Origin of the sequence: uncultured Acidovorax sp., assembly GCF_964021665.1 — a bacterium.
Taxonomy (GTDB): Bacteria; Pseudomonadota; Gammaproteobacteria; order Burkholderiales; family Burkholderiaceae_C; genus Acidovorax; species Acidovorax temperans.
Window position 1 is genome coordinate 1 of the sequence record NZ_CAXIAK010000033.1, and the last position, 26,172, is coordinate 26,172.

25 protein-coding genes, 3 tRNA genes and 1 pseudogene are annotated in these 26,172 nt (G+C 58.6%); 16 read left to right on the forward strand and 13 right to left on the reverse strand.

The window, feature by feature from the left end; genetic code table 11:
- Positions 1–2: 2 nt before the first annotated feature.
- Positions 3–281, forward strand: coding sequence for an I78 family peptidase inhibitor (locus AADJ04_RS09115; protein ID WP_341239421.1), 279 nt, complete (start codon positions 3–5; stop codon positions 279–281).
- A gap of 24 nt (positions 282–305) precedes the next feature.
- On the opposite strand, the gene hemW is transcribed toward AADJ04_RS09115, so the two are convergent.
- The 5 genes and pseudogenes from hemW to AADJ04_RS09140 all read right to left on the reverse strand — a co-directional run bounded on the left by hemW (position 306) and on the right by AADJ04_RS09140 (position 5,074).
- Positions 306–1,484 (reverse strand): radical SAM family heme chaperone HemW, encoded by a 1,179-nt coding sequence (hemW, locus tag AADJ04_RS09120; RefSeq protein WP_341239442.1) that lies wholly within the window; start codon positions 1,482–1,484, stop codon positions 306–308.
- A 96-nt stretch (positions 1,485–1,580) separates the two neighbouring features.
- Positions 1,581–2,180, reverse strand: a complete 600-nt coding sequence (gene rdgB / locus AADJ04_RS09125; protein ID WP_341239422.1) for an RdgB/HAM1 family non-canonical purine NTP pyrophosphatase — start codon at positions 2,178–2,180, stop codon at positions 1,581–1,583.
- Positions 2,181–2,244: 64 nt separating this feature from the next.
- A complete protein-coding gene (rph, locus tag AADJ04_RS09130) occupies positions 2,245–2,973 on the reverse strand; it encodes a ribonuclease PH (protein ID WP_341239423.1) in 729 nt (242 codons plus the stop codon).
- Positions 2,974–3,069: 96 nt separating this feature from the next.
- A pseudogene (locus AADJ04_RS09135) lies at positions 3,070–3,972 on the reverse strand (PP2C family serine/threonine-protein phosphatase).
- Between the two features lie 85 nt (positions 3,973–4,057).
- A complete protein-coding gene (locus tag AADJ04_RS09140; RefSeq protein ID WP_066698848.1) occupies positions 4,058–5,074 on the reverse strand; it encodes a serine/threonine-protein kinase in 1,017 nt (338 codons plus the stop codon).
- A 90-nt stretch (positions 5,075–5,164) separates the two neighbouring features.
- Between AADJ04_RS09140 and AADJ04_RS09145 the strand changes: the two genes are divergently transcribed.
- The 4 genes from AADJ04_RS09145 (at position 5,165) to AADJ04_RS09160 (ending at position 9,315) form a co-directional block, all read left to right on the forward strand.
- Positions 5,165–6,067 carry a YicC/YloC family endoribonuclease gene (locus AADJ04_RS09145; RefSeq protein WP_341239424.1) on the forward strand — a complete coding sequence of 301 codons (903 nt, stop codon included), beginning with the start codon at positions 5,165–5,167 and terminating at the stop codon, positions 6,065–6,067.
- A 36-nt stretch (positions 6,068–6,103) separates the two neighbouring features.
- Positions 6,104–6,724, forward strand: coding sequence for a guanylate kinase (gene gmk, locus AADJ04_RS09150; protein ID WP_044401880.1), 621 nt, complete (start codon positions 6,104–6,106; stop codon positions 6,722–6,724).
- 16 nt (positions 6,725–6,740) lie between these two features.
- On the forward strand, positions 6,741–6,944 hold the full coding sequence (gene rpoZ / locus AADJ04_RS09155) for a DNA-directed RNA polymerase subunit omega (RefSeq protein ID WP_005794722.1): 204 nt from the start codon (positions 6,741–6,743) through the stop codon (positions 6,942–6,944).
- Between the two features lie 94 nt (positions 6,945–7,038).
- Complete coding sequence (locus AADJ04_RS09160; protein WP_341239425.1) at positions 7,039–9,315, forward strand: bifunctional (p)ppGpp synthetase/guanosine-3',5'-bis(diphosphate) 3'-pyrophosphohydrolase; 2,277 nt, start codon at positions 7,039–7,041, stop codon at positions 9,313–9,315.
- A gap of 44 nt (positions 9,316–9,359) precedes the next feature.
- Here AADJ04_RS09160 and greB read toward each other — a convergent pair whose 3' ends face one another.
- The 4 genes from greB to hrcA all read right to left on the reverse strand — a co-directional run bounded on the left by greB (position 9,360) and on the right by hrcA (position 11,377).
- The gene (greB, locus tag AADJ04_RS09165; RefSeq protein ID WP_044401871.1) at positions 9,360–9,920 is read right to left on the reverse strand and encodes a transcription elongation factor GreB; all 561 of its coding nucleotides are present in this window, start codon (positions 9,918–9,920) and stop codon (positions 9,360–9,362) included.
- Between the two features lie 80 nt (positions 9,921–10,000).
- Positions 10,001–10,077: transfer RNA gene (locus tag AADJ04_RS09170), tRNA-Arg, on the reverse strand.
- Positions 10,078–10,256: 179 nt separating this feature from the next.
- A tRNA-Ile gene (locus tag AADJ04_RS09175) sits at positions 10,257–10,333 on the reverse strand.
- 39 nt (positions 10,334–10,372) lie between these two features.
- Positions 10,373–11,377, reverse strand: a complete 1,005-nt coding sequence (gene hrcA / locus AADJ04_RS09180; protein ID WP_044399571.1) for a heat-inducible transcriptional repressor HrcA — start codon at positions 11,375–11,377, stop codon at positions 10,373–10,375.
- Positions 11,378–11,405: 28 nt separating this feature from the next.
- Here hrcA and AADJ04_RS09185 point away from each other — a divergent pair, with 28 nt between their 5' ends.
- From AADJ04_RS09185 to rapZ, 3 genes are read left to right on the forward strand one after another with little or no spacing between them, the layout of a single operon-like run.
- Positions 11,406–12,299, forward strand: a complete 894-nt coding sequence (locus AADJ04_RS09185) for an NAD kinase (RefSeq protein WP_044399574.1) — start codon at positions 11,406–11,408, stop codon at positions 12,297–12,299.
- Positions 12,300–12,301: 2 nt separating this feature from the next.
- Complete coding sequence (recN, locus tag AADJ04_RS09190) at positions 12,302–13,978, forward strand: DNA repair protein RecN (RefSeq protein WP_341239426.1); 1,677 nt, start codon at positions 12,302–12,304, stop codon at positions 13,976–13,978.
- Positions 13,968–14,831: an RNase adapter RapZ gene (gene rapZ / locus AADJ04_RS09195; protein ID WP_341239427.1), complete on the forward strand. Its 864-nt coding sequence runs from the start codon at positions 13,968–13,970 to the stop codon at positions 14,829–14,831. Before recN ends, rapZ begins: the two co-directional genes overlap by 11 nt.
- Before the next feature lie 58 nt (positions 14,832–14,889).
- Here rapZ and mutY read toward each other — a convergent pair whose 3' ends face one another.
- From mutY to mutM, 3 genes are all read right to left on the reverse strand, one after another.
- Positions 14,890–15,939: an A/G-specific adenine glycosylase gene (gene mutY, locus AADJ04_RS09200; protein WP_341239428.1), complete on the reverse strand. Its 1,050-nt coding sequence runs from the start codon at positions 15,937–15,939 to the stop codon at positions 14,890–14,892.
- Positions 15,936–17,903 carry a dynamin family protein gene (locus tag AADJ04_RS09205; RefSeq protein WP_341239429.1) on the reverse strand — a complete coding sequence of 656 codons (1,968 nt, stop codon included), beginning with the start codon at positions 17,901–17,903 and terminating at the stop codon, positions 15,936–15,938. The genes mutY and AADJ04_RS09205 overlap by 4 nt, the downstream gene beginning before the upstream one ends.
- Positions 17,904–18,010: 107 nt before the next feature.
- Complete coding sequence (gene mutM, locus AADJ04_RS09210) at positions 18,011–18,823, reverse strand: bifunctional DNA-formamidopyrimidine glycosylase/DNA-(apurinic or apyrimidinic site) lyase (RefSeq protein ID WP_341239430.1); 813 nt, start codon at positions 18,821–18,823, stop codon at positions 18,011–18,013.
- Between the two features lie 73 nt (positions 18,824–18,896).
- On the opposite strand from mutM, the gene AADJ04_RS09215 reads away from it, so the two are divergent.
- The 7 genes from AADJ04_RS09215 (at position 18,897) to pth (ending at position 24,690) form a co-directional block, all read left to right on the forward strand.
- Positions 18,897–20,633 carry a tetratricopeptide repeat protein gene (locus tag AADJ04_RS09215; protein ID WP_341239431.1) on the forward strand — a complete coding sequence of 579 codons (1,737 nt, stop codon included), beginning with the start codon at positions 18,897–18,899 and terminating at the stop codon, positions 20,631–20,633.
- On the forward strand, positions 20,630–21,166 hold the full coding sequence (locus AADJ04_RS09220) for an outer membrane lipoprotein LolB (protein WP_244939091.1): 537 nt from the start codon (positions 20,630–20,632) through the stop codon (positions 21,164–21,166). Before AADJ04_RS09215 ends, AADJ04_RS09220 begins: the two co-directional genes overlap by 4 nt.
- A gap of 9 nt (positions 21,167–21,175) precedes the next feature.
- Positions 21,176–22,033, forward strand: a complete 858-nt coding sequence (ispE, locus tag AADJ04_RS09225) for a 4-(cytidine 5'-diphospho)-2-C-methyl-D-erythritol kinase (RefSeq protein WP_341239432.1) — start codon at positions 21,176–21,178, stop codon at positions 22,031–22,033.
- Positions 22,034–22,063: 30 nt separating this feature from the next.
- Positions 22,064–22,140, forward strand: a tRNA-Gln gene (locus AADJ04_RS09230).
- 46 nt (positions 22,141–22,186) lie between these two features.
- Positions 22,187–23,158, forward strand: a complete 972-nt coding sequence (locus AADJ04_RS09235; protein WP_044399591.1) for a ribose-phosphate pyrophosphokinase — start codon at positions 22,187–22,189, stop codon at positions 23,156–23,158.
- Positions 23,159–23,332: 174 nt separating this feature from the next.
- Positions 23,333–23,965, forward strand: a complete 633-nt coding sequence (locus AADJ04_RS09240) for a 50S ribosomal protein L25/general stress protein Ctc (RefSeq protein ID WP_044399594.1) — start codon at positions 23,333–23,335, stop codon at positions 23,963–23,965.
- Positions 23,966–24,078: 113 nt separating this feature from the next.
- Complete coding sequence (pth, locus tag AADJ04_RS09245; RefSeq protein ID WP_066698751.1) at positions 24,079–24,690, forward strand: aminoacyl-tRNA hydrolase; 612 nt, start codon at positions 24,079–24,081, stop codon at positions 24,688–24,690.
- A gap of 91 nt (positions 24,691–24,781) precedes the next feature.
- On the opposite strand, the gene AADJ04_RS09250 is transcribed toward pth, so the two are convergent.
- Complete coding sequence (locus AADJ04_RS09250) at positions 24,782–25,036, reverse strand: YfhL family 4Fe-4S dicluster ferredoxin (RefSeq protein ID WP_044399600.1); 255 nt, start codon at positions 25,034–25,036, stop codon at positions 24,782–24,784.
- A gap of 173 nt (positions 25,037–25,209) precedes the next feature.
- On the opposite strand from AADJ04_RS09250, the gene AADJ04_RS09255 reads away from it, so the two are divergent.
- Positions 25,210–26,172: an ABC transporter permease gene (locus AADJ04_RS09255; protein WP_341239433.1), complete on the forward strand. Its 963-nt coding sequence runs from the start codon at positions 25,210–25,212 to the stop codon at positions 26,170–26,172.

Below are 26,172 nucleotides of genomic sequence, written 5' to 3' on the forward strand. Positions count from 1 at the left end.
GAATCCTGGCGGGCTGCGCTGCGCCCAACCCAGGTGCTGGCGCGTCAAACACCCCAGCAGGCCAGCCCCCCGTGGGCGGCCAATGCAATGCTGCGCCAGCGCAGTCGTTTGTGGGCAAAGACAGCACCGCCAGCGTGATCGAGGCGGCGCGGGTGCAGTCGGGTGCCCACATGGCGCGGGTGTTGCGCCCCGGCCAGATGATCACGAAGGAATACAACGCGCAGCGCCTGAACCTGGTGGTGGACGACAACGGCCGCATCACGGCCGTGCGCTGCGGCTGACGCGCGGCCCTGCAGGGGCCGCGCTTAGTCGGCCAGAAACAGCTCTTGCAGGTCGCTCAAGAAGTCAAAGCCCCGCTCAGTGGGGCGCACCTGCCCGCCCTCGCGCACGATCAGGCCTTTGCTTTGCGCGGCATCCAGCGCTTTGGCAATGGCGCTAATCGGCAAGCCCGTGCGTTCGGTGAAGTCGGTCAACGCAAAGCCGCCGCGCAAGCGCAGCGCGTTGAGCATGTATTCAAACGGCAGGTCTGCCCGGCGCACATCGTCGTCCTGCGCCACGGCGTGGCCTGCCAGGGCGTTGTCCATGTAGCGGGCCGGGTCGCGAAAGCGCACCTGCCGCACCACGCGGTGCGCAAAGCTCAGCTTGCTGTGAGCGCCCGCACCAATGCCCAGATAGTCGCCAAACTGCCAGTAGTTGGTGTTGTGAAAACACTGGTGGCCCGCGCGGGCGTAGGCTGAAATTTCATACCGCGCCAACCCGGCCGCGCCCGTCATCTCGGTGATGCGGTCGAGCATGGCATAGGCCAGATCGTCCTCGGGAATGGCGGGCGGAAACTTGGCGAAGTAGGTGTTGGGCTCGATGGTCAGGTGGTAGATGGAGATGTGGGGCGGCGCCAGTTGCAGCGCCTGCTGCATGTCCTGCTCCATCTGCGCCAGGGTCTGGCCTGGCAGGGCGTACATGATGTCGAGGTTGAAGGTGTCGAACGCGCTGGCTGCCTCTTGCACCGCTGCCAGGGCCTGGGCACGGTCATGCACGCGGCCCAGGGCCTTGAGGTGCGCATCGTTGAAGCTCTGAACCCCGATGGACAGGCGCGTGACGCCCGCGCTGCGGTAGGCGCGAAACCGGTCTTTCTCAAAGGTGCCGGGGTTGGCCTCCATCGTGATCTCGCAGTCAGCCTCCAGCCGCAAGCGGGCGCGGATGTCGCTGAGCAGGCGGTCTATGGCCTGCGGTGCGAACAGGCTGGGTGTGCCACCACCGATAAAGATGCTGTGCACCGAACGGCCCCAGATCAGGGGTAGCGCGGCCTCGAGGTCGGCCATGAGGGCATCGATGTAGCGCTGCTCTGGCACCTCACCCGCAGCATTGCCCCCGCGTGCTTCGTGCGAATTGAAGTCGCAATAGGGGCACTTCTTCAGGCACCAGGGCAGGTGCACGTACAGCGACAGCGGCGGCAGGCTGGTGAGCTGCAGCAGGCCGGGGCGCATGTAGTGCTGAACGTCGCGCACCACGGCGGGCGCGTCATCGGTGTGCGGGGCAATCGGGATGTGGGTCACGGGCAGGCTCTTCTCACCACTCAATGTTCAAAACCAGCGCTCGCGCATCAGGGTCAGCATTTGCGCGGCGGAGCGGCCCCGGTGGCTGTTGGCGTTCTTCACATCCACGGGCAGCTCGGCAAAGGTCTTGCCAAATTCGGGAATGAACATGATGGGATCAAACCCGAACCCGTTGCTGCCGCGTGGTTCGGTGGTGATCTCGCCGACCACACGGCCCACAGCAATCAGCGGCTCCGGGTCTTGCGGGCTGCGCACGGCCACCAGGGTGCTGACCATGGCGGCGCGGCGGTTGGCAACGCCCTGCAGTTGCTCCAGCAACGCACGCACGTTGTTCGCGTCGCTTTTTTCGTAGCCAAACTGGGTGCAGTAGTAGGCCGTGTCCACGCCCGGCAGGCCGCCAAACGCGTCCACGCACATACCCGCATCGTCGGCCAGCGCGGGCAAACCGGTGTGTTGCGACGCAAAGCGGGCCTTGGTCAGCGCGTTTTCGACAAAGGTGCGGAAGGGCTCTTCGGCCTCGCCCACGCCCAGGTCGCCCTGGCGCACCAGTTCCACGCCCAGCGGGGCAAACATGGCCTGCAGCTCGGCGAGCTTGCCCTGGTTGTTGGATGCCAATACGAGTTTCATAGTCAAATGTGGCTCTAGCGCTTATTGATCAAGCGCTAGCAGCTATCAAATCAATAGTAAAAAATCAGGCTGCCAGGGCCTGTTGCTGCAACTGGATCAGCTCGGCAATGCCTTTTTCGGCCAGCGCCAGCAATTGGTCCATTTCCTTGCGGGTAAAGGCCACGCCTTCGGCCGTGCCCTGCACTTCCACGTAGTGGCCCGCACCGGTCATCACCACGTTCATGTCGGTGTCGCAGCCCACGTCTTCCACATACTCCAGATCGAGCAGCGGCGTGCCTTGCACGATGCCCACCGAGATGGCGGCCACGGGCTCGCGCAGGGGCGACTGGGTGATCTTGCCTGCGGCGATGAGCGTGTTCACCGCGTCCTGCGCGGCCACCCAGGCGCCGGTGATGGCGGCAGTGCGCGTGCCGCCATCGGCCTGGATCACATCGCAGTCGAGCTGGATGGTGCGCTCGCCCAGCAGCTTCAAATCGAACACCGCACGCAGCGAGCGGCCGATGAGGCGCTGGATTTCTTGCGTGCGGCCGTTTTGCTTGCCGCGTGCAGCCTCGCGGTCGCTGCGGGTGTGGGTGGCGCGAGGCAGCATGCCGTATTCGGCCGTCACCCAGCCTTCGCCACTGCCGCGCTTGTGCGGAGGCACCTTTTCTTCAACCGACGCGGTGCACAGCACCTTGGTGTTGCCAAACTCGATGAGCACCGAGCCCTCGGCGTGCATGGTGTAGTGCCGGGTGATGCGCACGGCGCGCAACTGATCGGCGGCGCGTTGGCCAGAGCGTTGGAAGGTGGTCATTTCAGGGGCGATCACGTCGCAATAAGGGGTTCAAAACAGACGGGCCCGTGAAGGGCCCGTGAAGGGCCCGTGTCCAGAGGGTTCGGGGCCAGCGCCTCAGCCGCGGCGGGCGGCCGACCGGCGAATGGCTTCGTTGATTTCGGCGATCGAGCGCTCAATGGCCGCATCGTCCAGATCGTCGGCCAAGCCATCGAGCGGGCCGGCCTGGATGGTGGAGGCAAACACATCGTCGCTGATGCTGTCGGTGGACACGCCCTGGGTGGACTCGAATGCGTCGGGCGTCTCCCACTCCAGGGCCACCACGGTCACGTTGTCGCTGCTGTCGCCCGCCTTGCGCAAGGCTTCTTCCACCAGTTCAGGCACAGCGTGAGAAACGGGCTGGCGGGCCAGCTGCTTGGTGATTTCTTCATCACTCAAGGTGCCCCACAGGCCGTCTGAGCACAACAGCAGGCGGTCGCCCTGCTCCAGGTACACAGGCCTGGTGATGTCGTAGATGGTCTTGGTGGGCTAGCCCATGCAGGTAAACAACACGTTGCGGGTCACGCGGTCCATGCCCGGTGGGGGCGCGTTGCGCAGTTCCAGGTAAGAGTGGTCGCGCGTGCGGGTCAGCAAATCTCCGTCGCGCACCATGTACAGCCGCGAATCACCGCAGTGCACCCACGAGGCGGCTCCGCCCTGCAACACAGCCGCCACCAGCGTGGTGCGCGGTGTGTCGATCATTCCCTTCTCAGACGCGTATCGCAGAATCTGGTGGTGGGCTGCCAGCAGTGCGCCCGAAAGGAATTCCTGCACATCCTGGATCTGGGGCTTGGCCTGGCGCTGGAACAGGGCCGAGACGGTCTGCAGCGCAATCTGCGCAGCCACTTCGCCTTCAGGGTGCCCCCCCATGCCGTCGGCCAGCACAAAGAGCCCGGACTCCCGGGTGTAGCAGTACCCCATGCGGTCTTCGTTCTTTTCGCGGCCGCCGCGGCGGCTGATCTGAAAAACCGAGAATTTCATAGTGGTTCACGCAAACAGGGATGCGCACAGGCATCGTCAATGAATACGCCGTGTGCCCCGCAGACCCGCTTGGCGTGGATCGTGTTCATTTGGGCTTGGCTCCGATGCCGGTGGCTTCACCCACCTTCTGTACGTTTTTCTTGGTATCAGACACCAGAGTATCCAGTTGCAGGCGCATTTTTTCAGCCACCGAGAGCTTGGTGTAGCGGCGCTCACCCTCCCGGCTCAGTTCCTTTTGCAAGGCAAACACCGATTGCGGGCGCGAGAGCGGGTCCAGCGCCATGCACCATTCCACCACTTCGATCAGGTTGTCCGAGTACACACCGCGCAGCTTGGTCAATGCCAGCGAAAGGCGGTCTTTTTCGATGCGCTGAGGCGCTTCATTGGGCGGAAAGCCTTGCATGCAGGCATAGATGCAGGCACCTATGGCGTAGATGTCGGTCCACGGCCCCATCTGGGAATCACGCCGGTACATCTCAGGCGCAGCAAAACCGGGGGTGTACATGGGGCGGATGAAGTTGCCTTCCTTGCTCAGCACCTCGCGCGCCGCGCCAAAGTCAATCAGCACAGCCTTGTTGTCATCGGTGATGAAGATGTTGGCGGGCTTGATGTCCAAGTGCAGCATCTTGTGCTGGTGCACGATGCGCAGGCCGCGCAGCACTTCATCGAACAATGAGCGGATGGTGGATTCGCGGAAGACCTTCTGCGTCTTCAGGTCGCGCGCGGTGATGATGAAATCCTGCAGAGTCGCGCCCTCCAGGTAGTTCATCACCATGTAGACGGTTTCGTTCTCGCGGAAGAAGTTGAGCACGCTGACCACAGAGGCGTGCGAAATCTGCGCGAGCGAACGCCCTTCTTCAAAGAAGCTCTTGAGCCCCAGGCGGTACAGCGAGAGTTTTTCAGGCGGCACCTTTGGCAGCAACTCGCCAGGTGCGCGCGTGGCCAATGATGAAGGAAGGTATTCCTTGATGGCGACCTGCTGGCCTTCGGAATCCACAGCGAGGTACACCACGCCGAAGCCGCCGGAAGAGACCCTGCGCACCACGCGATAGCCACCGAGCAACGTATCTGGTGGCAATGGTGCGGGCTTGATTTTTGACATATTTTGCGAAGATGACTCGGGGGTTAGGCGGAACCCGGATAATCGCCGGATCGCAAGCAACCATCAAAAAGTCCAATGCCAGTTTACAGCATGACCGGATACGCCAGCGCGCAGCAAGGCGCGTCTGCCACTGGCGCTGAAGCCGAGGGCCGCACGCCCCAAAATCGCAGGCTGGGCCTGGAAATCCGGTCGGTCAATAGCCGCTTTCTGGACCTGTCCTTCCGCCTTCCTGACGACCTGCGGGCGCTGGAGCCCACGCTGCGCACCCTGCTCACAGCCCGCCTCAAGCGTGGCAAGGTGGAGGTGCGTGCCGCTATCGAAAACGAAGACAGCAACACCCTGCAAGACCCACCAGCGCGCTTGCTGCAACGCCTCAACACCTTGCAAGACTCCGTCAAGGCTTGGCTGCCCGGCGCTGCACCGCTGAGCGTGGCCGATGCGCTGCGCCTGTGCGCCAACGCCAATACCAGCTCGCACGACTGGAGTGAAGCCGTGCCTGCGCTGGCCGAAGAAGCCCTCACAGCGCTGCTGTCCGCCCGCGAACGCGAAGGCAAGCGCCTGGCCACCATGGTGCTGGACCGCGCCAAGCAGCTGCGCGCGCTGGCCCAGCAAGCGGTGCCGCTGGTGCCGCGACTGGTCGAGCAGCAACGCCAACGCTTCATGGAGCGCTGGAAGGAAGCCATGGCCCTCACCGATGGCGCCATCCTGCCCGAGGCCGCCCGCGACCGCGCACTGACCGAAGCCACCGCCTTCGCCATTCGCATCGACGTGGCGGAAGAAATCACGCGCCTGGAGTCGCATCTGGATGAAATCGAACGCCTGCTGAAAAAGGGCGGCGAAGTCGGCAAGCGCCTGGACTTCCTCATCCAGGAGTTGCACCGGGAAGCCAACACCCTGGGCTCCAAATCTGCCGCTCTGGACCTCACCCGCATCAGCGTGGACATGAAGGTCCTGATCGAGCAAATGCGCGAGCAAGTGCAAAATATCGAATAACACTCATCTTTTGATAGCGCCTTGCGCTTATCTGCTATGGACTACCCCGGAAATCTCTTTGTAGTTGCGGCCCCCAGCGGTGCTGGCAAATCCAGCCTCGTCAAAGCACTGCTGGAGCTGGACTCTCGCGTCAGCCCCTCCATCTCTCACACCACGCGCGCCCCGCGCGGGCAGGAGAAGCATGGCCGCGAGTACTTTTTTGCGTCGCAGTCAGAATTCGATGCCATGGTGCAGGCCAACGCCTTCGTGGAATGGGCGCATGTGCATGGCAACCGATACGGCACGTCCAAGAAGGCGATTGAAGAACGCATTGCCCAAGGCGCCGATGTGATTCTGGAGATCGACTTCCAGGGCGCATTGCAGGTGAAGCAGGCCTTCAGCAACGCAGTGCTGGTTTTTATCCTCCCCCCCAGCTGGGAAGAACTCCGCTCGCGCCTGGAGCGCCGGGGCGAGGATTCGGCCGAAACCATCGAGCTGCGCCTCAAGAACGCCGCGATCGAGATGGCGCAGGTCGATAAATTCGACTTCGTTATAATCAACGAGTTGTTCGAGAGCGCCCTTTTTGATCTGAAAGCGGTCGTTCACGCCCAGCGACTCAAGTACGCCGCGCAACGCCGCGCCCGTGCAGACACCTTCAAGTCGCTCAATATCACCTGAATCCCGGAGTAAAACGATGGCACGCATCACCGTAGAAGACTGTCTGGAAAAGATCCCCAACCGCTTCCAGCTCGTGTTGGCCGCCACGTACCGCGCTCGCATGCTGAGCCAGGGCCACGCCCCGCGCATCGAAAGCCGCAACAAGCCCGCCGTGACTGCCTTGCGCGAAATCGCTGAAGGTAAGGTTGGCCTGGAAATGCTGAAAAAAGTTCCAGGTTGATTTTTGTCGGGCAATGCCCCCAAATAAGCACCGCTATGCGGTGCTTTTTTTTGCTTCTCTGCCAGCCCTCCCACTCCCGCGCTACATTTAAGGCATGACCGCGGTGCTCAACTTACCTTCTGCAACGCAGACCCGACCTGGCGATGCCCAGCCTACAGCCAGCCCTACCGCCGCCGCAGCCAACGCCGCAGCGGCCAGCTTTGCTGCGCTGACGGAAAACCTCAGCTACCTGGACGCCGCCAGCATTGAACAGGTAAGGCAGGCCTATCGCTTCGCTGACGAAGCGCACCTGGGGCAACTGCGCAACAGCGGTGAGCCTTACATCACCCACCCCATTGCCGTGGCGGCGCAATGCGCCGCCTGGAAGCTAGATGCACAGGCCCTGATGGCCGCCCTGCTCCACGACGCCATGGAAGACTGCGGCGTGACCAAGGCCGATCTGATTGACCGGTTCGGCGCCCCGGTGGCAGAGCTGGTGGACGGACTGACCAAGCTGGACAAGCTCCAGTTCAACACCCGCGAAGAAAACCAGGCAGAGTCTTTTCGCAAGATGCTGCTGGCGATGGCGCGGGATGTGCGGGTCATCCTCATCAAGCTGGCCGACCGCACGCACAACATGCGCACGCTGTCGGACATGCCCCGCAGCAAGTGGGGGCGCATTTCCTCCGAAACGCTTGAAATCTACGCGCCTATTGCTCACCGCCTGGGGCTGAACCAAACCTACCGCGAGTTGCAAGACCTTGCGTTTCGGCATTTGCACCCCTGGCGCTACGCCACCCTTTCAAAAGCGGTCAACAAGTCGCGCAACCGGCGGCGGGATCTGGTGCAAAAGGTACAAGCCGAGGTAGACGCAGCCTTCAATCGCATAGGCATGAAAGTCCGCCTGGCGGGGCGCGAGAAAACGCTGTACGCGATTTATCAAAAAATGCACCTCAAGCACCTGAGCTTTGCCCAGGTGACGGACATCTACGGCTTTCGCGTCATCGTACCCACCATCACGGACTGTTATACCGCACTCGGTGTTTTGCACCAGATGTACAAGCCTGTCCCGGGCAAGTTCAAGGATCACATCGCCATTGCCAAACTCAATGGCTACCAGTCTCTGCACACCACGCTGGTGGGGCCATCTGGAATCAACATCGAATTCCAGATGCGCACGGACGAGATGCATGTGATTGCGGAAGCCGGCGTGGCAGCACACTGGCTCTACAAGGCGCAAGACTCTGACGGCTCATCAGCAGAGCGACTGGGTACCAAATGGCTGCAGTCGCTTTTGGACATCCAGAACGAAACCCGGGATGCCGCGGAGTTCTGGGACCATGTCAAGGTGGATCTCTTCCCGGACGCGGTCTATGTTTTCACACCCAAGAGCCAGATCATGGCATTGCCGCGCGGAGCCACAGTGGTGGAGTTCGCGTACGCCATCCACAGCAATGTGGGCGATCGAACCACTGCCGCCAAAATCAACAACGAGCAAGTGCCCTTGCGCACTGAGCTGAAAAATGGGGATGTGGTCGAGATCATCACCACGCCTGTTTCCACACCGAACCCCGCCTGGCTGGGGTTCGTACGCACCGGGCGTGCGCGTTCCAAGATACGCCACTACCTCAAAACACTGGCCCACACCGAGTCCGAAAGCCTGGGCGAAAAACTGCTCATCCAGGCAATTCGCGCAGAAGGCCTGGAACAGCTCCCGCCCGACGAAGGCGAAACGCATGCTCTATGGGAAAAGCTGTTGCGCTTCACTGGCAACCGCAACCGCAGCGAATTGCTGACGGACTTGGGACTGGGCAAACGCATTGCCAGCATCGTGGCCAAGCGGCTGGTGGTACTGCTGGGCGAGCACGGCCATCGTCCCGATGCACTGTTGCTCACGCGCGAGCGGTACACCTCACACGAGACCCTCTCCCAGGGCGCAGTCACGCTGGATGGTAGTGAAAACGCTTCCGTGCAATATGCACCTTGCTGCCGCCCGGTGCCGGGTGATCGCATCGTCGGCTACCTGGGCCGCGGCGAGGGGCTGGTCGTACACAACGCTGATTGCAGTGTGGCCAAGCGCTTGCAGCACAAAGACAGCGAACGCTTCATTGCCGTGGACTGGGCAGACGAACCGACACGCCTGTTCGAAACCGGGGTGGTTGTGACCGTCATCAACGGCAAGGGCGTACTCGCACGGATCGCCCAGGAGTTGGCCAACTCCGAAGCGGACATCACCCATGTGGACATGGATGACGAGGCCGCCCTGGACACCACTGACCTTAGGTTCGTTGTTGCGGTACGTGACCAGGCACATCTGGAGGCGGCTCTGCGGAATTTGCGCCGCACCCAGGCGGTGATTCGCGCCAACAGAATCACGCCGCAAGCGACGTGACTCTGCCCTGCCATCCAGAGCAGCGATGGCAGGAGAGCCACAACTCAAGACTTTACAGGGTCGGGATAGCAGACGGATCTCACCTCCAGCATGCGGGTGCCTGCTGGAGTCGGAAGCGCCACCTCATCCCCCACCCTGGCTTTGAGCAATGCCCGGGCTACGGGCGCAATCCAACTCACCTGCCCCGCGTGACTGTCCGCCTCATCAATGCCCATGATGGTGATGGTTCGATCCACTCCCTCATCATCACAATAGGTCACGGTGGCGCCAAAAAACACCTGATCGCTACCCGCGTGAAGGCTAGGGTCAACCACCTCAGCGATCTCTAGACGCTTTGTCAAAAAGCGGATGCGACGATCAATCTCCCGCAGCCGCTTTTTGCCGTAAAGGTAATCGCCATTCTCGGAACGATCTCCGTTGCTGGCAGCCCAGTGCACTGCCTCGACGACTTTAGGACGCTCGTTGTCAATCAGGTCCAGCAACTCCGCACGAAGGCGTGCGTATCCTGCAGGAGTGATGTAGTTCTTGGCACCTTTGGCCAAGGGAGGCAACGACACCTCGTCATCTTCATCACCATCCGTCTCTTTGGTGAAGGCTTTGCTCATGGCGCATTCATCTCCGAAAAGAATAAAGCGATTGGACAAATGAAAAAGCCTGCAACTTTTCAGTTGCAGGCTTTAAACATTGGTGCGGCTGGCAGGAATCGAACCCACGACCCCTTGGTTCGTAGCCAAGTACTCTATCCAGCTGAGCTACAGCCGCTAAGCTTTGAATTATAGCATAAATTTTTAGAACTTTAAAAATTTATGCAACTTGCTTTTGTCTTCTTAGCGAAGACATCAGCTTCATCGCATGACTGAGATTGTAATACACGCCAGACTGCATTTTTTGAAAAATGCCACTTTTTATGAAAAAGTGGGCTGCATTCGCAGCAGGCCTTTTGGTAGGGCGTGAGGGACTTGAACCCGCGACCAAAGGATTATGAGTCCTCTGCTCTAACCAACTGAGCTAACGCCCCAAACCAGCCTGCTTCTCAGGACGACGGATTGTAAGGCGTTTATTTGCGGTAACTGAGCGCGTTGGAAACCAGCTTGGAAGTGATGTCCACGATCTGGATCATCTTGTCGTACGGCATGCGCGTCGGGCCGATCACCCCCAACGTTCCGACAACTTTGCCATCGACCTCATAAGGAGCGCTGACCACGGACAGCTCCTCGAAAGGAACCACCTGACTCTCGCCCCCAATGTAGATGCGCACGCCTTCGGCCTGGCTCGAGATATCGAGCAAGCGCAGGATTTGCGTCTTTTGCTCGAACAGATCAAACGCCCGGCGAAGGTTCCCCATGTCACTGGAAAAATCGCTCACTGACAGCAGATTCCGCTCCCCTGAAATCACGACCTCATCCTGGGCTTGCGATAACGCCTCAGAACTCACGTTGACCGCAGCCTGCATCAAAGAGGCGATCTCGCCTCTCAACAAATCAACCTCCGACTTCAAGCGCTCCCTGACCTGCTCCATTTCCAAACCTGCATAGTGCGCGTTGAGAAAGTTGGCAGCTTCGACAAGCTGGGATTGCGAATAGTCGGAATCAGTGAAGATGACCCGATTTTGAACATCGCCCTCAGGCGAAACGATGATCACCAAAAACCGGCGTTCTGACAGTCTCAAGAACTCTATGTGACGAAATACCGAACTGCGGCGGGGTGCCATGACCACACCGACAAACTGAGACAGACTGGACAGAAGATGAGCCGCATTCGCGATCACTTTTTGCGGCTGCTCGGGCATCAACTGCGGAGCCTCCAGCCCGTCCCGCTGCACCGTCAACATGGTGTCCACGAACAAGCGGTAGCCTCGGGCTGTAGGTACACGCCCTGCCGAGGTGTGGGGACTTGCAATAAGCCCCAACTCTTCCAAGTCCGCCATCACATTGCGGATGGTGGCAGGAGACAAATCCAGCCCGGAGGCCCGAGAAAGCGTGCGTGAGCCTACGGGCTGGCCGTCTGCGATGTAGCGCTCGACCAGCGCTTTGAGCAACAACTTGGCACGGTCATCGAGCATGGTTTGATTTTAATGATGTAATTTCCAAATGACTCTGAAATTCCGTCGTGTCGCGCTCATCGGCAAATACCAACCCTCTGCGGCTCCAGGCATGTCCGAGAGTAGCTTGCTGGCCCTTGAGAAGATTGCTGACTTCATGACGAACTTGGGCTGCGAGGTATTGCTGGAAGCAGAGACAGCGCAGAACACTGGGCTTACAGAATTTCAATCAATTCAAGTGGAGGAAATGGCCACTTGCGACGTGGGGCTGGTGGTCGGCGGGGACGGCACGATGCTAGGCATCGCACGTAGGCTGGCACGCCATGGGGTACCGCTCATTGGCATCAATCAAGGCAGATTGGGCTTCATCACCGACATCCCCTTTGAAGCGTACCAGACTACCTTGGGCCCCATGTTGCGCGGCGAATATGAGGAAGACTCAAGGCCCCTCATGCATGCACGCGTGATGAGAGGCGAAGAGATGGTGTTCGAAGCGTTCGCCATGAATGATGTGGTGGTCAATCGCGGCGGAACATCGGGAATGGTGGAGTTGCGTGTTGAGGTGGGGGGCCGATTTGTCTCGAACCAGAGAGCGGACGGATTGATCATCGCCTCGCCGACAGGGTCCACTGCATATTCACTGTCCGCAGGGGGCCCCATGCTGCACCCCGCTATTCCAGGCTGGGTTTTGGTTCCCATCGCACCGCACACACTCTCCAACCGCCCGATCGTTCTTTCGGACGCGACAGAAGTCGCCGTGGAGGTGGTCAGTGGGCGGGACGTCAGTGCCAACTTTGACATGCAATCTTTAGCTTCACTTCAGCATGGCGACCGAATCTTGGTGCGACGCTCAGAACACTGTGTGCGCTTCCTCCACCCTGCTGGTTGGAATTACTTTGCGACCTTGCGGCGAAAGCTCCGCTGGAATGAGGGGGGATCCTGAGCATGTCGCTCAAGCGCATGGTGTTACGCGATTTCGTGATCGTGGAGTCACTAGACCTCGAATTGCAACCTGGTTTTACCGTTCTGACTGGAGAAACAGGGGCAGGTAAATCCATTTTGATCGATGCGCTTCAGATCGTGCTGGGCGCACGGGCTGACACCAGCGTTGTACGGGAGGGCGCAGCCAAAGCAGATATCTGCGCGGAGTTCGATGTTCCTGACCACGTTACACCATGGTTGGAAGAAGCAGGCATTGATGCGGAAGCTGCGATACTTTTGCGGCGTACCGTAGACAACCAAGGTAAAAGCCGTGCCTGGATCAACGGAGTGCCAGTGACAGCAACTCAGTTGAGATCTCTGGGCGAGCAGTTGTTGGACATCCATGGTCAGCATGCTTGGCAGAGCTTGACTCGCCCAGAATCAGTACGCAACCTGCTGGATGCATACGCAGGAACCAATCCAACCGACACCATGGCACGTTGGACCCAATGGCGACAAGCGCAAAAGGCTCTACAGCAAGCTCGCGAGGCACAGGCGACTCTGCAGCAAGAACGTGACCGACTTCAGTGGCAAATTGCCGAACTGGAAAAGCTGGCACCACAAAGAGATGAGTGGGAGGAGCTGGACTCGGCCCATAGGCGGTTATCCAACGCCAATGCACTGATTGAGGCGGCACAACGTGTCCTTCGAATATTGGAAGACGAAGACAACGGCGCCTTGGACCAGTTGTCTCAAGCCCATACGGCGCTACAGAACCAGGAACATGTTGAAGCGGATTTCAGCGCGATGTCGGATGTACTGTCGTCTTGCCTGGCGCAAGCCGGTGACGTCGCTCACTCCCTGCACAGCTATTTACGCAGGACAGAAGTAGACCCAGAACGACTAGCAGAGTTGGACACTCGAATTTCCCTGTGGCTGAACTTGGCGCGTAAATACAAGCGTCCACCTGCCGACTTGCCGCTGCTGCTGCAGGAGTGGAAACAGTCACTGCAGCAACTCGATGCTTCAAGGGATATTGAAGCATTGACTGCAAAGGCCGATTCGAGCGAACGCGCTTACCACGCTGCAGCAAGAGCCTTGTCGGTGCAACGGTCAAAAGCAGCACCACGACTGTCCTCATCCATCACCAAGGCCATGCACGGCCTTGGAATGCAAGGAGGAAAGTTTGAGGTTGAGATCAAAAAATTGACTGAACCTGCATCGCATGGGCTGGATGAAATCTCCTTCTTGGTCTCAGGGCATCCGGGCGCAACGCCTAAGCCAATAGGCAAGGTGGCTTCGGGGGGGGAGTTGTCTCGCATATCCCTGGCGATTGCAGTCACAACGAGCGAGTTGGGACGTGCCCCTACCCTGATATTTGATGAAGTGGACTCCGGGGTGGGCGGCGCCGTTGCAGAAACGGTTGGGCGGTTAATGCAACAGCTTGGTGCAGATCGGCAGGTTCTAGCCGTCACCCACCTACCTCAAGTTGCATCCTGTGCACACCACCACTTGCAAGTGTCCAAACTGCGGTCCAAAGCAGGTACGACCAGCACCGTGCAAAGCATGACCGGCAGCGCTCGGGTCGCTGAGATTGCAAGAATGCTAGGCGGAGAACGCCCAACACAAACGAGCCTGGCCCATGCAAAGGAAATGCTGGAGGTTGCCGGGTCTGAACGCGGGGACAGCAATGGCACTTGAAATCGTATTGATCACGGGTATGTCAGGCTCAGGCAAGTCGGTCGCCCTGCATGCAATGGAAGATGCTGGTTACTACTGCGTGGACAATCTCCCACCAGAGTTACTCGCTGCATTCGTGGATCTTGAACACAAGTACCATGGCAACCGTGTAGCGATTGCCATGGATGTGCGCAGTGCTACCTCATTACCCCAGGTTCCCAAAGAACTCGATCGTCTCAAGTCACAAGGCATCGTCGTCCAGTCGCTTTTTCTCGATGCCACCACAGGCACATTGATTCGTCGATTTTCGGAAACGAGACGGCGTCATCCGCTATCCAACGACGAGTTGCTGCAAGGACGCCAAGCCTTGGTTCAAATCATTGAACTTGAACGAGAGCTTCTTGCAGACCTTCGCGAGCAGTCCCACGTGATCGACACCAGCCACATCAGATCGTCACAACTTCAAAGCTATGTGAAAGGACTTCTGTCGGTAGCCGCAGGGGGAATGACGCTGGTGTTCCAGTCTTTTGCGTTCAAGCGGGGAATTCCCGTGGATGCCGATTACGTGTTCGACGTGCGGATGCTCCCCAACCCACACTACGAAAACTCCCTGAGAGATTTGACCGGCTTGGATGCGCCTGTGGCAGAGTTTTTGGCACAACAGCCAGAGGTACTCACCATGGAACAGCACATTGAGCAGTTCATGGCCTATTGGCTGGATGTGCTTGAGCAGAACCACCGAAGCTACGTCACGGTGGCCATCGGTTGCACTGGTGGACAACACCGATCCGTCTACTTGGTAGAACAATTGGCACGTCGTTTCGAGCACCGCTGGAAAGTCCTCAGGCGCCATAGAGAGATGGATGGCCGTTAGACAGGCACTGCCATACCCTAGGTTCCCATACCAGGCGCCGTTGAATTCCGCAGCAGCCTTATGCCATGTCCTCAAGGATCTTGCGCATGGGCGCAGGTAGCCCGGCTTTTGGCCATTCCTTAGTCTGGAACCACCGCCCAGTTTCGCTAGGCCGGCACTCATGATCCACCGCTATTGCCAGAGGATGAAGATGCAAGTCACGATGGGTTAGCACATGTAAAAAAGCAGCGTGCTCACGTAGCGGAGCCAAAGGTGCGATTGCTGCAGCTGCATTGGCTGCAGTCTCACGATCAGGAAAAGTCGGTGCGCATTGCAAGCCCGCCCATATGCCAGTGGATGGGCGAGTTTCAAGCCAAACGGCTCCATCCAACCGTATGAGCAAGAGCAACCACCAAGACTCCGACCTGCGGACCAGCTTTCGTGTTTTGACGGGGTAGCGCTCTGGAGCGCCTTCCTTCTGTGCCACGCACACGCCCATCAAAGGGCAAATCAGACATTGTGGAGTTTTAGGGGTGCACACCCCCGCACCCAAGTCCATCATCCCCTGGGTGTAGCGTGGCATTGCTGCAGCAAGGTCAGAGACGGGAAGCAAGGCCTCTGCGTGCTCCCAAAGCGCTCGTTCATTCTTGGCTACCGCCAAATCACCATCGAATCCGACCACACGGGTCAATACACGACGCACATTGGCGTCGAGAATCGGTACTCGCTGGGAGAAACAAAATGCGGCAATCGCTCCTGCGGTAGAGCGACCGATTCCCGGCAACTTCGCCAAGAGTTCAGCAGACGAAGGAAAAACCCCGCCGTGCTCCGCAACAACCAGCTGCGCGCACAGATGCAAATTTCGGGCACGACTGTAATAACCCAGGCCGCTCCAGAGGCCCAACACCTCGTCCTGCGAAGCCCTGGCAAGTGCGCCCAAATCCGGGAATCGTTCCAGAAAACGTGCGTAGTAACCCAACACGGTGCTCACCTGGGTTTGCTGCAGCATGATTTCTGACAACCAAACCCTGTAGGGGTCGCGGGTCTTCTGCCAGGGGAGATGACTGCGTCCATGACTCGCCTGCCACCGCACAACCCGAGTGGCTACGGACTCCAACGACTCGCTCATGCCAACAGAAAGTCCACGGGCGTATCTTTTTGGGAAGACTCTTGTTCTGGTAGCTCGATCAACTGCGAAGTCAACTCTTGCAACCGCTGCTCCAGTTGAATCAGTTCATCTTCACCCGCCTCAATTTCGGCAATACGCTCAACCAGCCCGCTTGCAGCCTGTTGAATGCGGTCTACCGCCTCAATGCGTCGCGAAAAACTACGACGACGCTCCCTCAGCTGAGCATCCAGCTGCGCCGTTGCAGACTTACTCCACAGCTCCAGATCATTGGCAGCAGACTCGTAGACGGTACGCAGGCGGGTTCCCAATGCACGTACCAGACGTTCAGAGAACTCTGGCTGGGCGAGTTTCAGCGCATTGCTAACGCCCAGATATTGCAGGTGGCTCTGCTCAATATGATCCAAATCCTGCAAAAAATGCTCCAACTGTGGCGCTGGTGGAACCTGTAGAGAAAATCCAAACTCCGCATTCAACTGACGAAAGGTGCCAGCGAGCATGGCCTGGATCTCCAGGCCAGAAGCTTGGGCCTTATCGACAGTGCCTTTGAGTTTGTCAAAGGTCTCCAAGTAGATTTTTCGCACTCCGAGCTTCAAGCCCTTTTGCTGCAGCAATTTGGACAGTTCCGCGAGTTCAGTCTTGAGCGCTTTGGAGCCCAGCTGCTGAAAGACTTCGCGCAACAATTTGAGGTGAACCGCACGAACTGCCTGAATCTTCGCGGCACTGCGGTCAAACTCCTCCTGCTCTTGCTCAATCCGATGGCGCATGCTCTCGATGACAGAAGCATTCTTCCCGCGCAGACTCCGCAACTCAGCCATCTGATCATCGAGATCGCGACGCCGGATGTTGATGACGCGGGATGTTTCGGCTCGCAGATTGGCAACACCGGTAGCAACGGCGGCCCGCAAAATCGCTTGGCGGCGTCCCATCACACCCTGTGCCAGGACATCCTCAAGCGCCGGCAGGCCACTGGACTCCAGCAATACATCGTCGCAGGCAATTTTTGCGACCAAGCCCTTCTGAGCCGAAACAGGTACCACCTGCTCCAAAGGGATGCCCAACATCTCGGCAGAAGTGCTGCACTGCCTGCCCAATTGGGCTTGAACCTGCTCAGGCGAGTTCAGCGAGTCCCAGAGCGTATCAATCTTGTTGAGAACCACCAACCGCGCATCCATGCTGTCCGTGGAGGTCGCCAGGTGTTCTCGCCATATTGAGAGATCCGAGCGAGTGACGCCCGTATCTGCACTCAAAATAAACACTACCGCATGGGCCTGCGGAATCAGATTCACAGTAAGTTCTGGCTCTGCACCCACGGCGTTCAATCCAGGGGTATCCAGTATCACCAAACCCTGCTTGAGCAGGGGATGTGGAATATTGATCAGCGCATGGCGCCACATGGGCACTTCAACCAAACCGTCAACATCTGGAACTGGGTTTTCGTCTGTCAGATCGTCATGCCAGAAACCCAAAGCACGGGCATCGTCAATGGAAACCCGCCGAATTTCAGATACCTTTTCCAAGGCTTTCGCGATTTGGTCCGCGTTGTTCACGTCCAATGCGATCTCCACCCAACGCTCAGGCTTCAAACGCCAATCCGCCAAACCTTGCATTTGAAGGCGCGTTTCAATGGGAAGCAGCCGGAGGCTCGGAGGCAGTGCTGAGTCGTAACCCAGCTCGGTTGGACACATCGTCGTGCGTCCAGCACTGGCAGGCATGATGCGCCGCCCATAATCGGCGAAGAAAATCGCGTTGATGAGCTCCGACTTACCTCGGGAAAACTCAGCGACAAACGCAACCATGACTTTGTCTGTGCGCACCTGTCCTTCAAGGCGCTGCAGTCGCTCCTGGACTGCAGCGTCCATAAGGTCATGGTTCGACATCCACTCTGCGAGTTGCTTGAGCTGCTGTGCAAATGCGCGACGCCAAGCGCCATGCTGGTCGAACTGTTCGTTGAATGAGGGTCCCACTTTGCTCCCGGAATGCAATGGTCGGTCTGCAAGCAGACATGAACAAAATATAGCACCGACCGTCCACAAGCTCACTCTTGGACTGGCAACCTAGGACAGAGGCGCAACTAACGTTGGCAACTCGCGCAATAAAAGCTGCTGCGCTGCCCTTGTCTGACCATTTTCACGGGGGTGCCGCAAACGTAACACGGTAATCCCGCCCGGCCGTACACCTGAACAGCGTTCTGGAAATGCCCTGAAGATCCGTCGGCACTTGAAAAATCTTTCAGACTGCTTCCTCCCAGCTCTATCGCCTTGCCCAAAACCTGCCCTATGGCTTGATACAGCCGCTGGATACGCACTGGCCCCAGAGAGGATGCCCGAACCGTGGGACGGATTCCCGCAAGATAAAGCGCCTCGGATGCATAAATATTGCCAACACCCACCACCAACTTCCCCGCCAACAATAATTGCTTGACGGGTAGCCGACTGGCTTTGACGCCCTGATGAAAAGCCTGCAGGGAGAACGAAGGCCCAAGAGGCTCCATACCCAGCCCACCCAAAAGCTTTTTAGCCACGGGGGCTTCTTCTCCCTGGGCATAAACAACAGCTCCGAAACGGCGCGGGTCGTGCAAGCGAAGCGTGCCCGCCGAGGTCTGTAGATCCCAGTGATCGTGTTTACCCGGCTCTGGCTGACTACCGGAAAATCGCAAGCTGCCAGACATCCCCAAGTGAACGAGCAAAAGCCCCCGATCAAGATCAATCAACAGATACTTACCGCGGCGGCGAACCCCCACGACATTCAAGCCCACCAATGACTCGACCGGGCAGCCCAAGGGCCAACGAAGCGGCTTCCCCAAACGAACTGCCAGGATACGTGCACCCGCAATCGCCTCGGCGAAACTGCGGCGCGTCACCTCTACCTCGGGCAACTCAGGCATAGGCGCCCCCGACGAGCAAAGAGACAGGCATGTGGATTATTATGGTTCGATGGAGCATATACATCGCCTTCGAATGATCCCCGTGGTTGTTGCCCTGTCCTTCGCGACAGCTTTCGGCGGAGCACAGGCAAACCCGCCCGCCTCACCTACTTCAAACACACCCAGTCCGCCACCATCTAACGCCAAACTGGATGGCAATCTTTTCTACGAAATTTTGCTGGGTGAAGTAACCACACGAACCGGGGACCCGGGGGCTGGCTATGCTCTGATTCTGGACGCAGCACGGCGCTCTAGAAGCGAACAACTCTACCAAAGAGCTACGGACATTGCTCTGCAGTCGCGTTCTGGCGAATACGCCCTGGCTGCAGCAAAAGCATGGCAGGAAGACCATCCTCAGTCGCGAGAGGCCAACCGCTACGTACTACAGATACTGATTGCACTCAACAAGGTGGGAGAAACAGCAGGCCCTCTGCGCCAGTTCATTGAGCAAGCACCGCTTCCGAACAGAGCGGGCATTCTGAGTGCCGTACCGCAAATGTACGGACGTATCGCAGACAAGGCTGCCGCAGTGAGCGCTGTGAAAGAAGCGTTTAAAGGCGAACTGGAAAACCGTTCCACAGGAGCCGCAGCATGGATCTCACTAGGACGCCTGCAACTTGCCGCCGATGACAAAGCCGGATCCCTGCAGAGCCTTGCCAAATCAAAAGCCATGGATCCGGCTTATGAGGGCCAAGCACGACTCGCGCTGGAACTCATGGACGAAGGAATCAGCGCGGCCGAGCCTTTCGTGCAACAGTATTTGGAGAAGCACTCCAATACAGAGATTCGCATGCTGTATGCGAGGGTACTGCTGAGCCGTTCAAATTTCTCTGCAGCATCCGACCAGCTCACCAAGGTGACGCAGGAAAAGCCCGATATGCCGGAAGCCTGGCTCTTGCTTGCAAGCTTGCAGACCCAGAACCAGGAAATGCAACGCGCACAAGGATCATTGCGAAAATTTTTTGAGCTGACGGATGCCGCGGGAGAGGCTCAACGCAACCAACGGCTGATGACACAAGCCTATGCGCTTGCAGCGCAAATTTCCGAAAAGCAAGGCGATTTGGAGGCCGCCCGCAGCTGGCTGGATCGGATTGAAAACGCTGGCGAGATCTTCAGCGTGCAACGGCAGCGCGCTTCCCTGCTTGCCAAACAGGGCCAAATCTCTGAAGCACGGACGCTTTTGCGCAATCTACCTGGCAGTACGGCAGACGAACGTCGCCTGAAACTTTTGGCGGAAGTGCAACTGCTCAAGGACAGCGGGGAGAATGAGCAAGCATACAGACTGCAAAGCGAAGCGATTGCCCTCACCCCTGAGGACAACGATTTGGTCTACGACCAAGCCATGCTTGCGGAAAAGACTGGCCGGCTGGACGAGATGGAGACGCTGCTGCGGCAAGTGATCGCGCGCCAGCCTGACTACCATCATGCGTACAACGCCCTGGGGTATTCCTTTGCCGACCGAGGAGTAAGACTGGAAGAAGCCAAGCGACTGATTCAAAAGGCATTGGAATTCGCGCCGGAGGACCCCTTCATCACCGACAGTCTGGCCTGGGTCGAGTTCAGACTGGGAAACAAGGCCGAGGCAGCGCGCCTTTTGCGCTTCGCTTTTGCGAAAAAGCCTGATTCAGAGATCGCTGCACATCTGGGCGAAGTTCTCTGGAGCCAAGGAAACACGAGCGAAGCAAAAGCCATCTGGCAAGAAGGTTTGCGACTCAACCCAAACAATTCAACACTGAAGGGCACGCTCAAGCGCCTCGGAGTGTCGCTTTGACCCCAGCTCACGCCACCGAACACGGCAAGCGGTCTTCAGCCCAGCAACGGCGTACGCTCCTCGCAGCAGGCACGGCCGGTCTGCTGGGGCTGGGTCTATTCGGCTGCACCTCTGCGAGCTTGGTCGCGAAGCCCGAGCGGCCCTATTGGTCTGGGCGCCTTGCACTGCAGATAGAAGAGGAAAGCGCGCAGTCTTTTTCCGCCTTGTTTGAACTTGAGGGCTCGGAAGATCAAGGCGAATTGATCTTGCTGAGCCCCCTCGGAAACACCCTTGGTAAATTTAAGTGGAGCGCATTTGGCGCAACGCTACAGACAGGCCAACAGCAACAGGCCTCGCACTCATTGGATGCACTGCTCACCCAGGTTACGGGAGAAGCCATCCCAATCAAGGCGATTTTTGATTGGCTACGCGGTATCGAGACGAATGCAGCTGGTTGGGTAGCCGATCTGAGCGCACTCTCGCAAGGGCGCATCACCGCACAACGTTCAGACCCCAAGCCCAAGGCTATCTTGCGCATCGCCTTTTCCCATTAGTCTTTTCTCATGCTTGCGCTTTACGACGTCCCAGCCCCCGCCAAACTGAATTTGTTCCTGCACATCACAGGCCGCAGAGACGATGGGTACCACCTGCTGCAATCTGTCTTCATGCTGATTGATTGGTGCGACACGCTTCACTTTGAGATCCGCGCTGACGGGCAACTCAGCCGGGAAGACATCAATACGCCACTGCCACCCGTTGATCTCGTGCTGCGTGCCGCCCACGCGCTCAAGGAAGCCACAGGCTGCCGGACTGGCGCGCACATCGGAGTCCACAAAAGCATCCCCGCCCAAGCAGGCATGGGTGGCGGCTCGTCCGATGCGGCGTCTACCCTGATCGCACTGAATCGTTTGTGGAAGTTGAAACTAACGGGGTCGGAGCTTGAACGTATTGGCCTCACGCTGGGCGCCGACGTACCGTTCTTTCTGCGAGGTCAGAACGCCTGGGTGGAAGGAATTGGTGAGACAATCCGCCCGCTTGAGAAGCATGAACAGCCGCCCACCAGCCAGTTTGTGGTGGTCAAGCCAGAAGCGGGATTGGAGACAAAAGCAATTTTTTCTTCCAAGCTTCTAAAACGTGATTCTGATCATGCTACAATCTTAGGCTTTGCTGCAGCACACTACGATTTCGGTCGTAACGACTTGCAGCCAGTCGCAGAAAGTCTGTGCCCTGAGGTAAAAAAAGTCATCAACTGGCTTAAATCCAAAGGATTACATGCTAGAATGACGGGCTCGGGTAGTGCAGTGTTTGCACAAATGCCAAACGAAGTTAATTTTCAAGATGCGCCAAGCGCATGGAAAATTAAAACGTGCGGCAATCTGATGATTCATCCTCTGGCAGGGTGGGTTGCAGAGTCAAATTAAGGCTGACTGTCATCGACAGTTGACCTGTGTAGGGGAGTCGCCAAGCTGGTTAAGGCACCGGATTTTGATTCCGGCATGCGAAGGTTCGAATCCTTCTTCCCCTGCCAAATTTCTTTCGCGTACGGGCTTTTTTTTCAGACTGCTGGGACGCTCATGCAAGCCAACCAACCCGACTTCATGGTTTTCACCGGCAATGCCAATCCTGGCATGGCAGCTGAAATCGCCAAACACCTAGGCACCCAACTGGGCGCAGCCGATGTGGGTCGCTTCTCTGACGGTGAAGTCACCGTCGAAATCAAACAAAACGTCCGCGCTCGCGATGTCTTCGTAGTGCAATCCACTTGCGCTCCTACGAACGACAATCTCATGGAATTGCTGATCATGGTTGATGCGCTCAAGCGTGCATCGGCTGAGCGCATCAGCGCCGTGATCCCCTATTTCGGCTACGCTCGCCAAGACCGTCGCCCCCGCTCCACACGTGTGCCAATCACCGCCAAGGTGGTGGCCAACATGCTGCAAGCTGTGGGTGTGGCGCGTGTGTTGACCATGGATCTGCACGCTGACCAGATTCAAGGCTTTTTCGACATTCCGGTCGACAACATCTACGCTTCGCCAGTCTTGCTGGGCGATCTGCGCCAAAAGAACTACGAAGACCTGATCGTTGTTTCCCCTGACGTGGGTGGTGTGGTGCGTGCACGCGCACTGGCCAAGCAACTGGGTTGCGATCTGGCCATCATCGACAAGCGTCGTCCCAAGGCCAACGTCTCCGAAGTGATGCATGTGATCGGTGAGATTGAAGGTCGCAACTGCGTCATCATGGACGACATGATTGATACGGCGGGCACACTGGTCAAAGCCGCTGAAGTGCTCAAGGAGCGTGGCGCTAAGAAGGTGTACGCCTACTGCACGCACCCCATTTTCTCGGGTCCTGCCATCGAACGCATCTCCAAGGGTTCTGCCCTGGATGAAATCGTGGTGACCAACACCATCCCCCTGAGCGAATCTGCCAAGGGATGTACCAAAATTCGCCAACTGTCTGTGGCGCCGCTGATTGCAGAAACAATCCAGCGCATTGCCAAGGGCGAGTCGGTGATGAGCCTGTTCTCCGAGCAAGACGACAGCTGACGCTGCGGTGCTTCCCCCTGGCGGGCGGCACGCAGTATCGGTGTTGCACCAAGCCTCCCTCGGGAGGCTTGTCTGTTCGGGAACACCCCCGGGCTTGTACAGCGTCCATACGCCAACAAGCCTTTTTTAAACAGGGAACGACTGGTCGCGGTCGACCCTTTTCAGGAGCTAACTATGAACTTCGTCGCTTTTGAGCGCGCCAAGCAGGGTACGGGTGCGAGCCGCCGTCTGCGTATTTCGGGCCGCACGCCTGGTATCGTCTACGGTGGTTCCGCCGAACCCCAACTGATCGAAGTGGACCACAACGCTCTGTGGCACGCCCTCAAGAAGGAAGCGTTCCACTCCAGCGTGCTGGACATGGAACTGAACGGCAAGACCTCCAAGGTTCTGCTGCGCGACGTGCAATACCACCCCTTCAAGCAACTGGTGCTGCACATCGACTTCCAGCGCGTGGACGAAAAGACCAAGCTGCACATGAAGGTGCCACTGCACTTCAGCGGCGCTGAAGAGTCCCCAGCCGTGAAGGTGGACAAGTGCATGGTCAACCCCGTCGTGAACGAACTCGACGTGACCTGCATGCCTTCCGACCTGCCAGAGTTCATCGCGGTGGACCTGTCCAAGCTGGAAAAGGGTACCTCCCTGCACCTGAAGGACATCAAACTGCCCAAGGGCGTGAGCGCTGTGATCCGCGGCAACAAACAAAACCCTGTGCTGGTGTCCGTGGTGGCTCCAGTGGTTGTGGTGGAAACCCCTGCTGACGCCGCTCCTGCAGCCGATGCCAAGGGCAAGGGCAAGGGCAAGAAGTAAGCCTCGGCTTCTCCTTGAATCCTCCTGTGCCAACCTCTTCGCGGGGTTGGCCACCAAAACGGTCCACCTCGGTGGGCCGTTTTTTTTGAGCACCACCACCGATAATTGTTCGCATGATCAAGCTGTTTGTGGGCCTGGGCAATCCCGGGCCAGATTACGAGGCCACGCGCCACAACGCCGGGTTCTGGTGGATTGATGCGCTGGCCCGCGAGTTGAAGGTGAACCTGGTACCCGAGCGCAGCTATTACGGGCTGGCGGGCCGCACCAGCGTGAATGGCCAAAGCGTGTGGCTGCTCCAGCCGCAGACCTTCATGAACCTGTCGGGCAAGTCAGTGGCCTCGCTGGCACGCTTTTTCAAGATCCAGCCGGAAGAGATTCTGGTGGTGCACGATGAGCTGGACTTGCCCCCCGGGCAGGTCAAACTCAAGCGCGGCGGCAGCCACGCGGGGCACAACGGACTGCGTGATATCCACGCCCAGCTGGGTTCGCCCAATTACTGGCGCCTGCGCATTGGCATTGGACACCCCGGCGAAAAATCGGAGGTCGCCAATTGGGTGCTCAAAAAACCCGCGCCCGACCAGCGCACACTGATCGAAGACAGCATTGCCCATTCGCTCAAGGCACACGCGGCCATGCTCGCCGGTGACATGGACAAGGCCACCTTGCTAGTGCACACCACCAAGCCGCCACGGCCCAAGCCACCGCGTCCCGCTGCGGCAGCTTGACGATTGATTTGCTATTTTTTTGATAGCTGCTAGCGCTTTCTGTATAAGCGCTAGAGCCCTAAAACACTTTGAACCCTTGGCGCCTGTCCATTCACGACTTCGCGGCTTGCAGTCGCTGAAACTTCTGCCACAGGGTTTCGCGGCTTTCGACATGCTGGGGGTTAACCGGTATGCAGGCCACAGGGCAAATCTGCACGCACTGCGGCTCGTCAAAGTGCCCTACGCATTCGGTGCACTTGCTGGGGTCGATCTCATAGATCTCCTGCCCCAGATAAATCGCATCGTTGGGGCACTCGGGCTCGCAGACATCGCAGTTGATGCATTCATCGGTGATCATCAACGCCATGCGCAGGTCTCCAGCAGGGTCAGTACGGACTTCATGCCCCCGATTATCCCGCGCACCCGCGCCCACAGCCAAACCGCCCCCGCAACCCACTGACCGCAGCAGGGGTGCTTTGCCGGTATGCTGCGCATGCACACGAACTAGCACCTCCCCGCCAACGACCACTCCACTTCTCTATGGGCCTGTTTCTCCTCAAACGCCTGTTGACCCTCATGGCCACCCTGCTGGGAGCCTCGGCGGTGGTGTTCCTGGTGCTGGAAATTCTTCCGGGCAATGCGGCGCAGATGCTGATGGGCCCCGATGCATCGCCCGAGGCCGTGGCGGCCCTGGCCACCAAACTGGGCCTGGACCAACCGGCACTGCAGCGCTACGGTGACTGGATCGGCGGGCTGCTGGTGGGCAATATGGGTGAGAGCTACGCCTACAGCACCCCGGTGCTGGACCTGGTGCTGGAGCGGTTAGCGCTCACCATCCCGCTGGCGCTGCTGGCTATGGTCATCACCGCCGTGCTGGCCCTGCTAGCGGGTGTGTATGCCGCATCGCGCCACAACCGCTGGGGAGATGTGGGCGTGATGGCCCTGGCGCAGATCGGCATTGCCATCCCCAACTTCTGGTTTGCCATTTTGCTGATCCTGCTGTTTTCGGTGAAGCTGCAATGGTTTTCCGCCGGCGGTTTTCCAGGCTGGACACAAGCCAGTGGCGGCAGCCCGCTCGAAGCGCTCAAGGCCCTGCTGCTGCCAGCCATTGCCCTGGCCGTCGTGCAGGCGGCCATCCTGGCGCGCATCACGCGCTCTGCCGTGCTGGAAGTGCTGCGCGAGGATTTCGTGCGCACTGCGCGGGCCAAAGGCCTGTCGCAGCGCGCGGCCCTGTGGGGCCATGTGCTGCGCAATGCCATGATCCCGGTGGTCACGGTGATGGGGCTGCAGTTTGCTTCGCTGCTGGCCGGCACCATCGTGGTGGAAAACGTGTTCTACCTGCCGGGCCTGGGCCGGTTGAGCTTCCAGTCCATCTCCAACCGAGACCTCATCGTGGTGCGCAACTGCGTCATGCTGTTGGCCGCCATGGTCATCGTGGTGAATTTTGTGGTGGACGTGCTGTACGCGGTGATCGATCCACGCGTCAAAGCCAGCGATATCTGA

Excerpts from the sequence above, each read along its gene's own strand:
- hemW (WP_341239442.1), bottom strand. The coding sequence starts at position 1,484 with ATGCGCCCCGGCCTGCTGCAGCTCACCAGCCTGCCGCCGCTGTCGCTG.
- rdgB (WP_341239422.1), bottom strand. The coding sequence starts at position 2,180 with ATGAAACTCGTATTGGCATCCAACAACCAGGGCAAGCTCGCCGAGCTG.
- rph (WP_341239423.1), bottom strand. The coding sequence starts at position 2,973 with ATGACCACCTTCCAACGCTCTGGCCAACGCGCCGCCGATCAGTTGCGC.
- AADJ04_RS09140 (WP_066698848.1), bottom strand. The coding sequence starts at position 5,074 with ATGTCAAAAATCAAGCCCGCACCATTGCCACCAGATACGTTGCTCGGT.
- AADJ04_RS09145 (WP_341239424.1), top strand. The coding sequence starts at position 5,165 with ATGACCGGATACGCCAGCGCGCAGCAAGGCGCGTCTGCCACTGGCGCT.
- gmk (WP_044401880.1), top strand. The coding sequence starts at position 6,104 with ATGGACTACCCCGGAAATCTCTTTGTAGTTGCGGCCCCCAGCGGTGCT.
- rpoZ (WP_005794722.1), top strand. The coding sequence starts at position 6,741 with ATGGCACGCATCACCGTAGAAGACTGTCTGGAAAAGATCCCCAACCGC.
- AADJ04_RS09160 (WP_341239425.1), top strand. The coding sequence starts at position 7,039 with ATGACCGCGGTGCTCAACTTACCTTCTGCAACGCAGACCCGACCTGGC.
- greB (WP_044401871.1), bottom strand. The coding sequence starts at position 9,920 with ATGAGCAAAGCCTTCACCAAAGAGACGGATGGTGATGAAGATGACGAG.
- hrcA (WP_044399571.1), bottom strand. The coding sequence starts at position 11,377 with ATGCTCGATGACCGTGCCAAGTTGTTGCTCAAAGCGCTGGTCGAGCGC.
- AADJ04_RS09185 (WP_044399574.1), top strand. The coding sequence starts at position 11,406 with ATGACTCTGAAATTCCGTCGTGTCGCGCTCATCGGCAAATACCAACCC.
- recN (WP_341239426.1), top strand. The coding sequence starts at position 12,302 with ATGTCGCTCAAGCGCATGGTGTTACGCGATTTCGTGATCGTGGAGTCA.
- rapZ (WP_341239427.1), top strand. The coding sequence starts at position 13,968 with ATGGCACTTGAAATCGTATTGATCACGGGTATGTCAGGCTCAGGCAAG.
- mutY (WP_341239428.1), bottom strand. The coding sequence starts at position 15,939 with ATGAGCGAGTCGTTGGAGTCCGTAGCCACTCGGGTTGTGCGGTGGCAG.
- mutM (WP_341239430.1), bottom strand. The coding sequence starts at position 18,823 with ATGCCTGAGTTGCCCGAGGTAGAGGTGACGCGCCGCAGTTTCGCCGAG.
- AADJ04_RS09215 (WP_341239431.1), top strand. The coding sequence starts at position 18,897 with ATGATCCCCGTGGTTGTTGCCCTGTCCTTCGCGACAGCTTTCGGCGGA.
- ispE (WP_341239432.1), top strand. The coding sequence starts at position 21,176 with ATGCTTGCGCTTTACGACGTCCCAGCCCCCGCCAAACTGAATTTGTTC.
- AADJ04_RS09235 (WP_044399591.1), top strand. The coding sequence starts at position 22,187 with ATGCAAGCCAACCAACCCGACTTCATGGTTTTCACCGGCAATGCCAAT.
- AADJ04_RS09240 (WP_044399594.1), top strand. The coding sequence starts at position 23,333 with ATGAACTTCGTCGCTTTTGAGCGCGCCAAGCAGGGTACGGGTGCGAGC.
- pth (WP_066698751.1), top strand. The coding sequence starts at position 24,079 with ATGATCAAGCTGTTTGTGGGCCTGGGCAATCCCGGGCCAGATTACGAG.
- AADJ04_RS09250 (WP_044399600.1), bottom strand. The coding sequence starts at position 25,036 with ATGGCGTTGATGATCACCGATGAATGCATCAACTGCGATGTCTGCGAG.
- AADJ04_RS09255 (WP_341239433.1), top strand. The coding sequence starts at position 25,210 with ATGGGCCTGTTTCTCCTCAAACGCCTGTTGACCCTCATGGCCACCCTG.